A 14,484-nucleotide genomic window follows, 5' to 3' on the forward strand; every position below is an offset into this window, starting at 1 on the left:
CGGATGGCGTCAGCCCTCGTCCGGGCCACCGCTCTCCGTTCCTTTGGCCTGCTCGCCGTCGGCGCCCGCGTCCTCGGCGCCCTTGCCCTGCTCGGCGCCGTCCTTCTCGGCGGCCTGCGCCCCGGGCTGGGGCTCGGCCACCGCCACCCGCGCGGGGCGGATGGTGCGTTCGCCGAAGCGGTACCCCGGCTGAAGGATGGCCACGCAGGTCGTCTCGGTGACGTCCGGCGCGTAGCTGTGCATCAGGGCCTCGTGGATCGTCGGGTCGAAGGGCTCGCCCTCCTTGCCGAAGTGCTGGAGCCCCATCTTCGCGGCGACGGCCTCCAGCGACTCGGCGACCGACTTGAAGCCGCCGACCAGCTCGCCGTGCTCGCGCGCCCGCCCGATGTCGTCGAGCACCGGGAGCAGCTCGCCGAGGAGGTTCGCCACGGCGATCTCCTTGACGGTGACCCGGTCCCGCTCCACCCGGCGGCGGTAGTTCTGGTACTCCGCCTGGAGGCGCTGGAGGTCGGCGGTGCGCTCGCCGAGGGCGGTGCGCACCTGGTCGAGCTGGGCGATCAGTCCCGCGTCCCCGGCCGGGGCCGACGCGCCCTCAGGAGAGGGAACGCCGGCCTTCGGCTCGGCACCGGCCGCTTCAGGGGTGTCCTCAGAGCCCTTGGCGGCGGTGCCTTCGGAGACGTCAGGCTCGTTGTTCTCGTCGAAGCCCGGGGTCTCCTCGGTCACGCGGCACCGTCCTTGCCCGGCTTCTCGTCGTCGACGATCTCGGCGTCCACGACGTCGTCCGCGTCGGCGGGGCCGCCCTGGGCGCCACCGGGGGCGGCACCGTCGGGACCGGGGCCACCGGCCGCCTGGGCGTCCGCGTACAGGGCCTGGCCGAGCTTCTGCGAGACCGCGGCGACCTTCTCGGTGGCGGTGCGGATCTCGGCGGTGTCCTCGCCCTTGAGCTTCTCCTTCAGCTCGCCGAGCGCCTCCTCGACCTCGGTCTTCACCTCACCGGGGACCTTGTCCTCGTTGTCCTTGAGGAACTTCTCGGTCTGGTAGACGAGCTGCTCGCCCTGGTTGCGGGACTCGGCGGCCTCACGGCGCTTCTGGTCCTCGTCGGCGTACTGCTCCGCCTCTTGGCGCATCCGGTCGACCTCGTCCTTCGGCAGCGAGGAGCCGCCGGTGACGGTCATCTTCTGCTCCTTGCCCGTCCCGAGGTCCTTCGCGGTGACGTGCATGATGCCGTTGGCGTCGATGTCGAAGGAGACCTCGATCTGCGGGACGCCGCGGGGCGCCGGCGGCAGACCGGTCAGCTCGAACATCCCGAGCTTCTTGTTGTACGCCGCGATCTCGCGCTCGCCCTGGTAGACCTGGATCTGCACGGACGGCTGGTTGTCCTCGGCCGTGGTGAAGATCTCGGAGCGCTTGGTCGGGATCGTGGTGTTGCGCTCGATCAGCTTGGTCATGATGCCGCCCTTGGTCTCGATACCGAGGGACAGCGGGGTGACGTCGAGCAGCAGGACGTCCTTGACCTCGCCCTTGAGCACACCGGCCTGCAGGGCGGCGCCGATGGCGACGACCTCGTCCGGGTTGACGCCCTTGTTGGCCTCCTTGCCGCCGGTCAGCTCCTTGACCAGTTCGGCGACGGCGGGCATCCGGGTGGAGCCGCCGACCAGGACCACGTGGTCGATCTCGGAGAGCTGGATGCCCGCGTCCTTGATGACGTTGTGGAAGGGCGTCTTGCAGCGCTCCAGGAGGTCGGAGGTGAGCTGCTGGAACTGTGCGCGGGTGAGCTTCTCGTCCAGGTGCAGCGGGCCCTCGGCGGAGGCCGTGATGTAGGGCAGGTTGATGTTGGTCTCGGTGGACGAGGACAGCTCGATCTTGGCCTTCTCGGCCGCCTCGCGCAGGCGCTGGAGCGCCATCTTGTCCTTGCCGAGGTCGACGCCGTGGCCGTTGTTGAACTGCTTGACCAGGTAGTCGACGATGCGCTGGTCCCAGTCGTCACCACCGAGGTGGTTGTCACCGTTGGTGGCCTTCACCTCGACCACGCCGTCGCCGATCTCCAGGAGCGAGACGTCGAAGGTGCCGCCGCCGAGGTCGAAGACGAGAATGGTCTGGTCGTCCTTGTCGAGCCCGTAGGCCAGGGCGGCCGCGGTGGGCTCGTTGACGATGCGCAGGACGTTGAGGCCCGCGATCTCACCGGCCTCCTTGGTGGCCTGCCGCTCGGAGTCGTTGAAGTACGCCGGGACGGTGATGACCGCGTCGGTGACCTTCTCGCCGAGGTAGGACTCCGCGTCGCGCTTCAGCTTCTGGAGCACGAAGGCGGAGATCTGCTGCGGGTTGAAGCCCTTGTCGTCGATGTCGACGCGCCAGTCGGTGCCCATGTGACGCTTGACGGACCGGATGGTCCGGTCGACGTTCGTGACCGCCTGACGCTTCGCGACCTCGCCGACGAGCACCTCACCGTTCTTGGCGAAGGCGACGACGGACGGCGTGGTCCTGGCGCCCTCGGCGTTGGTGATGACGGTGGGCTCACCGCCCTCCAGAACGCTGACGACCGAGTTCGTCGTGCCCAGGTCGATGCCGACCGCACGTGCCATTTTTGATTCCTCCAGCTGACTTGAGTGGAACGGACTCAAGAGTGCACCACGAAGGCGCATCCGTCAACAGAGCTGAGTCGAGGCCACTCAACTTTTATCCCGGCCTTACGGGCAAGGTGCCGCCCGCACCAGGCTCGCACCCTCTCCGGAGACCCACTCCACCCAGCCGCTCCGGCCCCCGCCCGCCGATCTGACGCCACGCCAGGAGAGGCTTGCCTCAGCGACACAGATCACCGCGCCGCTGGCTACAGTGCGGCGGAACATGTAGGTAATCTCGGAGCGGACAGATAAGTTACCGCTTAGTAAGCGACCGCCCCGCGCAGGTACGAGGAGCCCTTCCATGCAACTCGCCGCGATCATCGTGTCGACGGTCCTCAGCGTGATCGGTGTTGCCCTCTTCGGCCGCGCCATCGCCCATTTCGTGCGCTTCTTCAAGCTCGGCTCACCCCTGCCCGAGCAGGCGAACCGCCTGGACAACCCCTGGACCCGCAGCGTCACGCTGACCCGGGAGTTCCTCGCGCACACGCGGATGAACCGCTGGGGCATCGTGGGCTTCGCCCACTGGTTCGTGGCGATCGGCTTCCTCACGCTGCCGCCGACCATCGTCAACGCCTTCGGCCAGCTCTTCGAGGCCGACTGGACCCTGCCGGTCCTCGGCGGCTTCCTGCCGTACGAGATGTACATCGAGTTCATCGGCACGATGACCTCGGTCGGCATCCTGGCGCTGATCGTGATCCGGCTCCTCAACCTGCCGGGCCGCGCGGGCCGCAAGTCCCGCTTCACCGGCTCCACCGGCTGGCAGGCGTACTTCGTCGAGTACGTGATCCTCGTCATCGGCCTGGCGATCATGGTCCTGCGCGGCCTCGAAGGCGCCCTGCACCACGTGGACCACTACGAGGCCGCCTACTTCGCCTCGTACCCCCTGGTCGCGCTCTTCGACGGCCTGGACGTCTCCACGCTCCAGACGCTCACCTACTTCTTCGCCATGATCAAGCTCGGCACGACCATGATCTGGATGATCACGGTCAGCACGAACCTGGACATGAGCGTGGCCTGGCACCGCTTCCTGGCCTTCCCCAACATCTGGTTCAAGCGCAACGCCGACGGCGCCGTCTCGCTCGGCGCACTGCAGCCGATGACCTCCGGCGGCAAGGCGATCGACTTCGAGGACCCGGGCGAGGACGACCAGTTCGGCGTCTCGCAGATCGAGCACTTCTCCTGGAAGGGCCTGCTCGACTTCTCCACCTGCACCGAGTGCGGCCGCTGCCAGTCGCAGTGCCCCGCCTGGAACACCGGCAAGCCCCTCTCCCCCAAGCTCCTCATCATGTCGCTGCGCGACCACTCCCACGCCAAGGCGCCCTACCTGCTCGCGGGCGGCGGCAAGACGATGGAGGGCGAGGAGAAGGCCTCCGAGGAGCAGCTCAAGGACGTCCCCGCCGCCGCGCTCGCCGAGGCCGAGCGCCCGCTGATCGGCACCGCCGAGCCCGTATCCGACAGTGGCTTCGCCACGGGCGGCGTCATCGACCCCGACGTGCTGTGGTCCTGCACCACCTGCGGCGCCTGCGTCGAGCAGTGCCCGGTGGACATCGAGCACATCGACCACATCGTCGACATGCGCCGCTACCAGGTCATGATCGAGTCCAGCTTCCCCTCCGAGGCGGGCACGATGCTCAAGAACCTGGAGAAGAAGGGCAACCCCTGGGGCCTGGCGAAGAAGCAGCGCCTGGAGTGGACCAAGGAGGTCGACTTCGAGATCCCGATCGTCGGCAAGGACATCGAGGACCTCACCGAGGTCGAGTACCTGTACTGGGTCGGCTGCGCCGGCGCCCTGGAGGACCGCGCGAAGAAGACCACCAAGGCCTTCGCGGAGCTGCTGCACATCGCGGGCGTGAAGTTCGCCATCATGGGCGGCGACGAGAAGTGCACCGGCGACTCCCCCCGCCGCCTGGGCAACGAACCCCTCTTCCAGGAACTGGCCATGGAGAACGTGGCCACGCTGAACATGGCCTTCGGCGAGGACGACGAGGACCCGGAGACCAAGAAGCCCAGGTCCGCGAAGAAGATCGTCGCGACCTGCCCGCACTGCCTCAACACCCTGGGCAACGAGTACCCCCAGCTCGGCGGCGACTACGAGGTCATCCACCACACCCAGCTGCTCCAGCACCTCATCGACGAGGGCAAGCTCGTCCCCGTCACCCCGGTCGAGGGCCTGATCACCTACCACGACCCCTGCTACCTGGGCCGCCACAACAAGATCTACACCCCGCCGCGCGAGATCATCGGCCGGGTCCCGGGCCTGCGCAACGAGGAGATGCACCGCCACAAGGAGCGCGGCTTCTGCTGCGGCGCCGGCGGCGCCCGGATGTGGATGGAAGAGCGCATCGGCAAGCGCATCAACAACGAACGCGTCGACGAGGCACTGTCGTTGAACCCCGACATCGTCTCCACCGCCTGCCCCTTCTGCCTGGTCATGCTGACCGACTCCGTCAACGGCAAGAAGAACGACGGCGCGGCCAAGGAGTCCATCCAGGTCGTGGACGTGGCCCAGCTCCTCCTGGACTCGGTGAAGACCCCGGCCGACCCCTCCGGCGAACCCGCCGAGGAGACCGAACCGGAGCCCGAGCCGGTCAAGTAGCCAGCAGGCGCCGAGCCGCACGCGAGCGCCAAGCAGCAAGTACGCAGCACGAGTTGAGGGCCGGGTCCGCCGCAAGGCAGCCCCGGCCCTCTCCGCGTACGGCCCCCTCAGCCGCGCGTGCCCCCACCGCCGGTGCCGCCCCCCGGACGCGCGGCGCTCCCCGGGCGCGCGGCGTCCCCCGTGCCCGCGGCCCCGCCCGTGAGCGCGGCGTCCGCGGCGTCGAGGATCCGGCCGAACACCCGGACCAGCAGCGGCTTCACGAGGTGCCGGGTGAGCAAGGCACCGAAGGGCAGGCGCACTTGGGCCGTCGTCGTCCACACCACCCGCGTACCGCCCGGGACTTCGGCGAAGGTCAGTCGGCCGCCTCCGTGGCGGGCCGGCGGGAAGCAGCGCTCCACGACGTAGTCGAAGTCGTGGGGCGGGTGGTAGGCGGTGACGCGTTCGCGGAACCAGCCGACGAGCCAGGTGTGCAGGCGCACCGCGCCGACCCCGTAGGGCGCTCCCTCGCCGGGCCGGGCCAGGCGGGCGCGGAGCACCAGCGGGCTGCGGGTGTAGTTGCCGGTGGTCGCGAGCCACTGGAAGACCTCGTCGGCCGGGGCGGCGATCACCCGCTCCGCGGTCATCGTCTCCATGGGTGCTCCTTCTCTCGGGTGAGCGCGACGGGGGCCTCGGCCGCCGTCAGCTTGTCGGGGTTGCGGATGGCGAACAGGCCCCGTACGAGGCCGTCCTCGATGTCGATCGTCAGCACGGTGTCGAGGCGGGTGCCGGAGTGGAAGAGGACCGAGGGCATCGCGTTGTGGGTGCCCGGCTCGGCGCGCATGGAGCGCATTTCGCCCGCCGCCAGGCCGACCAGGAAGCGGGCGACCCGCTCCCGTCCGACCAGCGGCCGGGGCGCCGCGGCGGCCTTCCCGCCGCCGTCGGAGATCTGCACCACGTCCGGGGCCATCAGCTCCATCAGGCCCCGTACGTCGCCGGAGTGGGCGGCGGCGAGGAAGCGCCCGGCGATCTCGGCGGCGGCGCGGGAGTCGGTGCGGTGGCGCCTGCGGCGGGCGCGGACATGGGACCGGGCCCGGTGCGCGATCTGCCGGACGGCGGGCTGCGTCCGGCCCGTCATCTCGGCGATCTCGGGGTACTCGTAGCCGAAGACGTCCCGCAGCACGAAGACCGCCCGCTCGTCCGGGCCCAGGCTTTCGAGCACCAGCAGCATCGCCGTGGAGACCGACTCGGCGAGCAGCACGTCCTCGCTCGCGTCCGGCTCGGTGCACAGCGGCTCGGGCAGCCAGCTGCCGACGTACTCCTCGCGCCGCCGCCGGACCGTACGGAGCTGGTTGAGCGCCTGCCGGGTGGCGATCCGGGCGAGGTAGGCGCGGGGGTGCGCGATCTCCCGGTGGCCGAGGCGGCTCCAGCGCAGATAGCTCTCCTGGACCACGTCCTCGGCGTCGGCGGCGCTGCCGGTGATCTCGTAGGCGAGGGTGAACAGCAGCGGCCGGTGGGCGGCGAAGACCTCGTCGGCCTCGTCCCGGCCCCGGCTGCCGCCCTGGCCCTGCGGACCGGTCATCTCGGCTCCTCCGCTCGGTTCGGTTCTCCCCGGTACACCCATCGGACACCGCCCGCCGGACGGCTGTGACAGGCCGCGAGGTGGCCTCGCTCACAGAGCGGCACGGCGGCGCGGTCTGTGGCCGAGTGAGGCCGAGTGAGCCATCTGGCACCCCGCACCCGTACCGCCCCGGGCCGTACGAGAGCATCATGTGCCCGTCACGTCACAGGAGCCGCACAAGCGGGGGTGGCGGGTCGGAGCAGAGACACACGGCGGTGGCGCGGGCCCGGGACGGCCCGGGCAAGGGTGGGGTGGACCATGGGCGGCGCGAGTACGGACGGCTCGGCGAGGACGCCGGACGGGCCGGAGGGCCAGGGTGCGGGGGCCGGTGCGCGGGCGGGGCGGAGCAGGAGCCGCCGCCTGCCGGCGCTCGGCGCGGTCGCGGGCTGCGCGCTGCTGCTCGCGGCCTGCGGCGGGGGCGGCGGCGAGGAGGGCGCCCGGGGCGGCCCGGCCCCGTCCGCGCGCAAGGCGCCCGCGGTGCGCCCGGTGCCCGCGGGCAAGGGCAGCAAGACCGAGAGCGACTTCAACGGCGACGGCGCCCGCGACCTCGTCCTCAACGACCTGGTGAAGGCCGACTCCCACGGCGACGACACGGGGATCGGGATCGTCTACGGGTCCGCCTCCGCGGAGGGCTCCGGATCCGAGGCCACCGACGCGCCCGACGACGAGAAGGCCGGAGCGGGGACCGGCGGAGCTGACGACGCGAACGGCGGCGGACTGCGCCCCGCCGTACGGCAGTTGCTGACCCCGGCCGCCCAAGCCGCCCGGGTGAAAGGCGAGTTGCCCGCCACCTTCGACGCGGAGGCGGTCTGCGACCTGGACCGGGACGGCTTCAGCGATCTGGTGGTCTCCACCGACCCGCCCTACGACGGCCAAGGCCGCCCCCCGGTACCGCTGCAACTCCTCTTCGGCTCGCCGAAGGGCCTGACCGGCAAGGCAGTTGTGCTGCGCATCCCGGACCGCGCCCGCTACGGCAACGACTGGCCGGACCAGCCGGTCTGCGGCGACTTCGACGGCGACGGCACCGCCGACCTCGTGGTGCACGCCACCGGGGGGCGGCTCAGCTTCCTGCGCGGACCGTTCAGCCGCGCGGGCGCCCCCCGCGCCGCGGGCAAGGCGCTGCGCTCCCCCGGCAGCGTGCCGACCGGGCCCGCCGCCGACATCGACGGCGACGGCTACGACGACCTCCTGGTCCGCGCGGGCGGCCAGAACTCCGCCTCCTCCGTGGTCCTCGGCTCCGCGAAGGGCCCGAACACCACCGGCGTCCTCCTCCCGGCGGGCACCGGCGCCGTCTTCGGCGACTTCGGCCGCGGCAAGGGCACCGACGCGGCGATCGGCACCCCCACCGCCGTCGCCCTGCGCTACGAGATCCCCGGCACCCGCCGCGGCACCCTCGACCTGCCCGGCACCGAACTGCACGCCGCGGACTTCGACGGCGACGGCACCGACGACCTCGTCACGGGCGGCAAGCGGATCCGTATCCTCCCGGGCGGCCCCAAGGGCCTGACCACCACCGACGCCGTCACCGTACGGCCCCCGGCCTCCGGCGGGACCCGCGTCCTGGAGACCGCCGACTTCGACGGCGACGGCCGCGCGGACCTGGTGCTGCGGACCGTACGCGGGGACGCGGCGGACACGATCGCGGTCTACCCGGGACGCGAGGACGGGCTGGTTGCCGAGCGGCCCGAAGTCACCTTCTCCACTTCGGAGTTCCTGGGGATGGAGTGAGGGGATGAGGTGAGGTGGGTGCGCCTGCCCGAGGAGTTCACGAAGTCTCGGCGAGGAATGCGACAATCAACATCTGCGACTCCGGAGCAAGATACACATGCTCCGGAAAGTACTCCAGGTGCAAATGCTCGGAAGGGTCGGCCTCCCGCGCGAAATCCTCGATGTTGGCCGCAAGAATCCGACGGGATTCGCGCCCTCCGTTGATCTCGGCGTATGCCGCACCATCCGGTACTCCGACGATCACGGGCCCTTCGGCATCTTCCCACCGGATGGCCTCCAGCGAACTGCTGTAGGGCGCCGGGTCCGCCGGGCGTGAGAGTCTGACTTCTCCACCCGGTCCGGCCAGTGCACGCCCCAGGGCGAGCAACTCTTCCCGTACACCCGCGAGTTCCATCTCACCCGTTCCGTCCTGCACCAGGAGTTGCACGGTCACCTCTCACTTCTAGGGCCAGTGATCTCCCGGACGGATGGTCGCGGGGTCGATTGCCGTATGCGGATCGGCCAGGGGCCGGATCGCACGGTCCGGCCGTTGATCTGCGATCAGCCGGATCTCCTCGGCGACGAGGTCCGGTTCGGTGAGTGTCACGTAGTGCCCCGAGCGGGCGGCGATCACGTGCTTGCCGCGGGGGGAGCGTTCGGCGTTGCGGGCGTGTGCTTCGTTGGCGGCGCGGCGGGTGGTCTGGTTCATGCCGGCGCCGGTGAGACCGCCGGAGACGACCGTGACCGGGATGTCGCCCAACTCCGGTGGCGCGTCACGGAACTGGCGAAGTTCGTCGAGGAAGGTGCGGGCCTGCGCGCGGTGGGTTCTGATCACGTCGACGGAGAAGCCGTCGCTCCTGATGTCGCGGCGCGCGTCCTCGGGCAGCGGCTTGGCGACGAAGCCGTAGGCGACGCCGAGCAGGCGGAGGCGCGCAAGGAGGAGGTTGATCGCGATGGCCACCCGCTCCGCCCGGCGGAACGTGGCTCCGAACAGCAACTCCGCACCCTCGTCGGTCGGGTCGACGAGGACCAGGCCCCGGATCCGGTCCAGGCGCCCGGCTGCGGCGAGGCGTACGAGCGGGCCGCCCGCGCTGTGTCCGACGAGTACGTACGGTCCGGGTCCGAAGTGGTCGAGCAGGTCCTGCAGGTCGTCCGCCATGCGGCGCATCGTCCGGGAGTCGGGGTCGACGGGGCTGCGGCCGAGTCCGGAGCGGTCGTAGACCACGGCCCGCGCCCACTTGCCGACGGCCGGCTGCACCAGCGCCCAGGAGGAGCGGGTGGCCGCGGCACCGGCCTCGAAGACGACGGTGGGGGCGCCGGTACCGCCCGCCTCCTCGCCCTCACTCTTGCCGTCGTTCTCGCCCTCGCTGCCGGTGTCCGCGCCGGGCCCCGGCAGCACCATGGCGTGCAGCCTGCGCCCGTCCCGGGTGGGCACCCACTCGCTGCGTCCCTGAACGTGCCCTGCCGCGCTGGTGGTTGAGGACATGCGCCGTTCCTTCCCCCGTCGGGTCGCCTGCCCGCCGCTCGTCGCTCGCCGCCCGCCGCACCTCGAAAGCCGGGCGATCACAAGCCGGTTGAGCTAGTTAGGGTAACCTAACTTCTTTCAATGGGGGTGTGGGGAGCGGCTGTTCCCCCTCCCCCGGCCCCCCGGCTCCCCGGCTCCCCGGCTCCCCGGCTCCCCCGTCTGAGTAGCCGACCCGGGTACGCGTACTCATCCCGCCCCGCCCGCGCCTTCCTACGCTCACCAGCAGTACGACAGCGCGTGCCAAGCGGTGGCACGGCGGCAGGGGGAGGCCTTCGATGAGCTGGATCCGGGCGCGGAGGAGAGCGAGACCGGCGGCGCGGCACGGGGTGGCGCTGACCGCGCTGGCGCTGCTCGTCGGCGGCTGCGGGCTGCTGAGCACCGAGGAGGACCGCAACCGGGCCGAGGAACTCGCCGAGCAGGTCTACCCGGGCGAGCTGCGGGTGGTGGGCGCGCGCACCCTCTTCCCCGCGGACTCCGGCTCCGAGATCACCTTCGCGCTGCGGGACGACCCCGAGGCCTTCGTACGGCTGCGGGTGGACGCGGAGCGGGACCGCTGCGAGGGCGGCGCCCCCTGCGCCCGGGCACTGCGCGAGGCGCGGGCCCGCGGAGAGGCCGCGGCGGCCGAATGGCGGCTGCTGCGAGGGGAGTTGGAGCACTGCGGCTACGAGGTGCACGCGGTGCGGGTCACCCGGGACGCGGTGGCCGAGCCGTGGATCTCGGCCCCGCTCAGCAACCGGAACCTCACCGGGGTGCTCGACCGCCTCGGCGGCTGCCTGGAGCGCTACTCCCGCGCCCTGCCGCCCGCGGCGCGCACCGGCCGTACCGCGGTCAACATCAACATCGCCGCACCCGAGGCGGTGCGGTCGCTGCCCCGCGGCAAGCAGGGCGACCCCGTACTGCTGCGGAAATCCTCGACGAAGCTGCTCGCCGCGCTCGCCTCGGGCCCGTACCACGCGGTCTCCTACGCCTGGCGCGACGGCGCCGTCCTCCCCGGCTCCGGCACCCCGCGTCGGGTGCTGCCGTTCGAGGACAACCAGGAGTTCGTCCGCGCCGTGCACACCTCCACCACCCGCTGGCTGCGGCGCACCCACCCGCAGGCACAGGTGGTGGAGGGCTACAGCGGCATCTGGTCCCTGCTGCCGGGCCGCCTCGACCGGCAGCGCGGCTACGTCCTGTACTGCGAGGGCCCCGAGTCGCACCCGGGCCACCGGAGCACCGGGGGCACCCGTTCACCCCGGGCCGACCGCTGCCTCGGCAACCACGCCCTGGTCGTCACCGTGGACCTGCGGGGCAACCTCCTGGACGAGCCCCGCGTGGAACACGACGTCCGCGAGGGCCGCGGACCGCTGAACCTCCCGCCACTGGACGGCTGAGAACCGCGAGCGCGGGGACGACTGAAGCCGCGAGCACCGGACGGACCGGACGGAACGGACGGACCGGACGGACCGGATGCACGTGACAGCTGGGCCGGACGGGCCGGGCTCCCGCCACAGCCGGATCGGACGGGCCGGACGCACGCGCCAGACGGACCGGACGGGCCGGACGCACACCACAGCCGCGCCGGGGACCGAGGCCGCAGCCCGACCCCGCAATCCGACCCCACAGCCCGACCCCGCAGGCCGACCCCGCAGGCAAGAAGACCGAGAAGGCCGCCCCCGGCTCCTCCCCACGGCCCCCTCCCCGGCTGTCCGCCCCCTAGGGGATGTCACAGCTGGGCCGCAAAGACCCCCCGCTTTCCCCGGGCGGGTCCCCGGCCCGCCCCCAGAGCAGGTACGTTCATTGACGTGGCTGTATTCAGGACCGGACGTGGCCCAGGCAACCGGGCCCCGCACTCGCGACCGCAGAACCCCCCGCAGCAGCCGTACGGACAGCAGGCGCCAAGCGGCGCCCCGTACGGCGGGCCGCCCATGTCTCCGTACCCGCAGGCCCAGCAGTCCCAGCCGCCCTACGGCCGGCAGCAGCACGGTCACGGACAGCAGCCGGGCTACGGTCAGCAGCCCCCGTACGGCGGCCCCGCCCAGGGCGGTCACGCGGCCCGGCAGCAGTGGCCGGACCCGGGCGGCCACGGGGAACCGGAGTACTTCGGCGCGGGCCACCCGCAGGGCGCGCCCGATCCGTACGCGGCGAACAACCCCGGCCACACCCAGGCCTTCGCCTTCGGCGAGGACCCGTACTCGCAGGGCGACACCTACCGGGCCGGGCAGATGGCCGCGCCCCCGGTGGGCCCCCGGCTGCACTGGAAGGAGCTCCTGCCGGGCATCGTGCTGCGCCCGGCCAGCACCTTCCTGACCATGCGGGACTACTCGGTCTGGTTCCCCGCGCTGATCGTGACCTTCGTCTACGGGCTGCTCGCGCTGTTCGGCTTCGACGGCCCCCGTGAGGACGCGATCAACGCGACGATCTCCACGGCCGTCCCGTCCGTGATCATCACGGGCATCGCCTTCATGATCGGCCTGTTCATGCTCGGGGTGGTCACCCACACCCTGGCCCGGCAGTTCGGCGGCGACGGCGCCTGGCAGCCGACGGTCGGCCTGAGCATGCTGATCAGCTCGCTCACCGACGCGCCCCGGCTGCTGGTCGCGATGTTCTTCGGCGGCGACGCAGGCTTCGTCCAGCTGCTCGGCTGGGCCACCTGGCTCGGCGCGGGCGCCCTGCTGACCGTGATGGTGAGCAAATCGCACGACCTGCCCTGGCCCAAGGCGCTCGGCGCCGCCGCCATCCAGCTGATCGCCCTGCTCTCGCTGATCAAGCTCGGCACCTTCTGACACCCCCGCCGGCCTCGGCGGACGCCCGCCGGCCCGGCCGCCCGCCGCCGAGGCACCGCACTCCCGAAGGCTCCCGGTACCGCTCCACAGGTACCGGGAGCCTTCCGGCATGCGGGAGCCGTTGTTGCGAACGCGCCCTTGACCACCGTCTGTTGGGCGCGAACGATGAGCGCCGGGCGCCCACCCCCCGCACCGCCGGGTGCCCGACCCCCCACCTGTCGCACCAGAAACCAGGAGAAGACGATGCGACTGCAGCACTTGCGCGGGCGGCGGACCACCGCCGTGGCCGCGCTCCTCACCATGGCCCTGGCGGTCCCCATCGCCGCCCAGGCCACCGAGGACAGCGGCGCCCACGACTCCGCGGCGGCGAAGGCGGCCGCCGAGATCCCCCGCCAGTACCGGGTCACCGGACCGGACTCGGTAGCCGACCGGGACCGCCTGGCCCGCCTCGGCGTCTCGCTCGACGAGGTCGCGAAGAAGTCCGTGGTGATCACCGCCGACTCCGCCCAGCTGAAGAAGGTCCGCGCGCTCGGCTGGCGGACGAAGTCCCTCGGCGGACCGCCCGCGCGCGACAGCTCCGGCAAGAAGGTCAGGCCGGGGGTCGCGGACTTCCCCTCCGACGACTCCGGCTACCACACCTACGACGAGGCGCTGAAGGCGATCGACGAGGCGGTGGCCGCCCACCCCGACATCCTCAGCAAGCAGGTCATCGGTAAGTCCCACGAGGGCCGGGACCTGCTCGCCGTGAAGATCAGCGACAACGTCGGGGAAGACGAGGACGAGCCGGAGGTGCTGTTCACCCACCACCAGCACGCCCGCGAGCACCTCACCGTCGAGATGGCGCTGTACCTGATCGACGAGTTCGGCGGCAAGTACGGCAGCGACGAGGCGATCAAGAAGGCCGTCGACGGCCGCGAGATCTGGATCGTGCCGGACCTGAACCCGGACGGCGGTGAGTACGACATCACCGGCGGCGAGTACCAGATGTGGCGCAAGAACCGGCAGCCCAACGAGGGCTCCGAGGAGATCGGCACCGACCAGAACCGCAACTGGGACTTCAAGTGGGGCTGCTGCGGCGGCTCCAGCGAGGACCCGGGCGCCGAGGACTACCGCGGCGCCGCCCCCGAGTCGGCCCCCGAGGTGAAGGTCGTCTCCGACTTCGTCCGCAGCCGGGTGGTCGGCGGCAAGCAGCAGATCACCGCCGCCATCGACTTCCACACGTACGGCGAACTGGTCATGTGGCCCTGGGGCTGGACCCAGGACGAGGTCACCGACGGCATGACCCAGGACGACATCGACACCTTCAAGGCCATCGGCAAGGACATGGCCGCCAGCAACGACTACACCCCGCAGCAGGACAGCGCCCTCTACACCACCGACGGCGCGATCGACGACTACCTCTGGGGCGACCAGAAGATCTTCGCCTACACCTACGAGATGTACCCGGGCGACAGCGGCTCGGACGGCTTCTACCCGCCCGACGAGGTCATCGAGAAGGAGACCGCCCGCAACCGCGAGTCGGTCCTGAAGCTCCTCGACAACGCCGACTGCATGTACAAGGCGATCGGCAAGGAGGACCAGTACTGCAAGTAGCGCCCGGCACGCGGCCGGCCGCACCGCTGAACAACCCTTGAACAGCCTTGAGGCGCCCCGGACTTGACGACCGACCGTCG

General features: G+C 71.4%; 11 protein-coding genes. 5 read left to right on the plus strand and 6 right to left on the minus strand.

All coding sequences use genetic code 11. The annotated features are described in order from the left end of the window. Positions 1 to 9: 9 nt before the first annotated feature. Together grpE and dnaK are read right to left on the minus strand one after the other, a co-directional pair. Positions 10 to 723 (minus strand): nucleotide exchange factor GrpE, encoded by a 714-nt coding sequence (grpE, locus tag HFV08_RS10935; RefSeq protein ID WP_168538281.1) that lies wholly within the window; start codon positions 721 to 723, stop codon positions 10 to 12. Continuing rightward, positions 720 to 2,582, minus strand: coding sequence for a molecular chaperone DnaK (dnaK, locus tag HFV08_RS10940; protein WP_168538283.1), 1,863 nt, complete (start codon positions 2,580 to 2,582; stop codon positions 720 to 722). Before dnaK ends, grpE begins: the two co-directional genes overlap by 4 nt. A 340-nt stretch (positions 2,583 to 2,922) precedes the next feature. Between dnaK and HFV08_RS10945 the strand changes: the two genes are divergently transcribed. Further along, entirely contained in the window at positions 2,923 to 5,217 is a 2,295-nt protein-coding gene (locus HFV08_RS10945) for a (Fe-S)-binding protein (RefSeq protein WP_168538285.1), read from the plus strand. A 107-nt stretch (positions 5,218 to 5,324) separates the two neighbouring features. Here the strand turns inward: HFV08_RS10945 and HFV08_RS10950 are convergent, their stop codons facing one another. Next, positions 5,325 to 5,849, minus strand: a complete 525-nt coding sequence (locus tag HFV08_RS10950) for an SRPBCC family protein (protein ID WP_168538287.1) — start codon at positions 5,847 to 5,849, stop codon at positions 5,325 to 5,327. Continuing rightward, complete coding sequence (locus tag HFV08_RS10955) at positions 5,837 to 6,775, minus strand: RNA polymerase sigma-70 factor (protein ID WP_168538289.1); 939 nt, start codon at positions 6,773 to 6,775, stop codon at positions 5,837 to 5,839. Before HFV08_RS10955 ends, HFV08_RS10950 begins: the two co-directional genes overlap by 13 nt. A gap of 297 nt (positions 6,776 to 7,072) precedes the next feature. On the opposite strand from HFV08_RS10955, the gene HFV08_RS10960 reads away from it, so the two are divergent. Continuing rightward, positions 7,073 to 8,542 (plus strand): FG-GAP repeat domain-containing protein, encoded by a 1,470-nt coding sequence (locus HFV08_RS10960; protein WP_168538291.1) that lies wholly within the window; start codon positions 7,073 to 7,075, stop codon positions 8,540 to 8,542. A 37-nt stretch (positions 8,543 to 8,579) separates the two neighbouring features. Here the strand turns inward: HFV08_RS10960 and HFV08_RS10965 are convergent, their stop codons facing one another. Beyond that, positions 8,580 to 8,975 (minus strand): Imm32 family immunity protein, encoded by a 396-nt coding sequence (locus HFV08_RS10965; protein WP_168538293.1) that lies wholly within the window; start codon positions 8,973 to 8,975, stop codon positions 8,580 to 8,582. Positions 8,976 to 8,984: 9 nt separating this feature from the next. Further along, entirely contained in the window at positions 8,985 to 10,007 is a 1,023-nt protein-coding gene (locus HFV08_RS10970) for an alpha/beta fold hydrolase (RefSeq protein WP_168538295.1), read from the minus strand. Positions 10,008 to 10,321: 314 nt separating this feature from the next. Here HFV08_RS10970 and HFV08_RS10975 point away from each other — a divergent pair, with 314 nt between their 5' ends. The 3 genes from HFV08_RS10975 to HFV08_RS10985 all read left to right on the plus strand — a co-directional run bounded on the left by HFV08_RS10975 (position 10,322) and on the right by HFV08_RS10985 (position 14,404). Continuing rightward, positions 10,322 to 11,419: an SCO7460 family lipoprotein gene (locus HFV08_RS10975; protein ID WP_168538297.1), complete on the plus strand. Its 1,098-nt coding sequence runs from the start codon at positions 10,322 to 10,324 to the stop codon at positions 11,417 to 11,419. Positions 11,420 to 11,953: 534 nt separating this feature from the next. Then, entirely contained in the window at positions 11,954 to 12,811 is an 858-nt protein-coding gene (locus tag HFV08_RS10980) for a Yip1 family protein (RefSeq protein ID WP_246341652.1), read from the plus strand. Positions 12,812 to 13,054: 243 nt separating this feature from the next. Further along, positions 13,055 to 14,404, plus strand: coding sequence for a M14 family metallopeptidase (locus HFV08_RS10985; protein WP_168538301.1), 1,350 nt, complete (start codon positions 13,055 to 13,057; stop codon positions 14,402 to 14,404). The last annotated feature ends 80 nt before the right edge of the window (positions 14,405 to 14,484 follow it).

Source organism: Streptomyces physcomitrii (assembly GCF_012273655.1).
Taxonomy (GTDB): domain Bacteria; phylum Actinomycetota; class Actinomycetes; order Streptomycetales; family Streptomycetaceae; genus Streptomyces; species Streptomyces physcomitrii.

Bases quoted from the DNA above. Each gene is read 5' to 3' on its own strand.
- dnaK (WP_168538283.1), bottom strand. From the start codon at position 2,582: ATGGCACGTGCGGTCGGCATCGACCTGGGCACGACGAACTCGGTCGTC.
- HFV08_RS10945 (WP_168538285.1), top strand. From the start codon at position 2,923: ATGCAACTCGCCGCGATCATCGTGTCGACGGTCCTCAGCGTGATCGGT.
- HFV08_RS10950 (WP_168538287.1), bottom strand. From the start codon at position 5,849: ATGGAGACGATGACCGCGGAGCGGGTGATCGCCGCCCCGGCCGACGAG.
- HFV08_RS10955 (WP_168538289.1), bottom strand. From the start codon at position 6,775: ATGACCGGTCCGCAGGGCCAGGGCGGCAGCCGGGGCCGGGACGAGGCC.
- HFV08_RS10960 (WP_168538291.1), top strand. From the start codon at position 7,073: ATGGGCGGCGCGAGTACGGACGGCTCGGCGAGGACGCCGGACGGGCCG.
- HFV08_RS10970 (WP_168538295.1), bottom strand. From the start codon at position 10,007: ATGTCCTCAACCACCAGCGCGGCAGGGCACGTTCAGGGACGCAGCGAG.
- HFV08_RS10975 (WP_168538297.1), top strand. From the start codon at position 10,322: ATGAGCTGGATCCGGGCGCGGAGGAGAGCGAGACCGGCGGCGCGGCAC.
- HFV08_RS10980 (WP_246341652.1), top strand. From the start codon at position 11,954: ATGTCTCCGTACCCGCAGGCCCAGCAGTCCCAGCCGCCCTACGGCCGG.
- HFV08_RS10985 (WP_168538301.1), top strand. From the start codon at position 13,055: ATGCGACTGCAGCACTTGCGCGGGCGGCGGACCACCGCCGTGGCCGCG.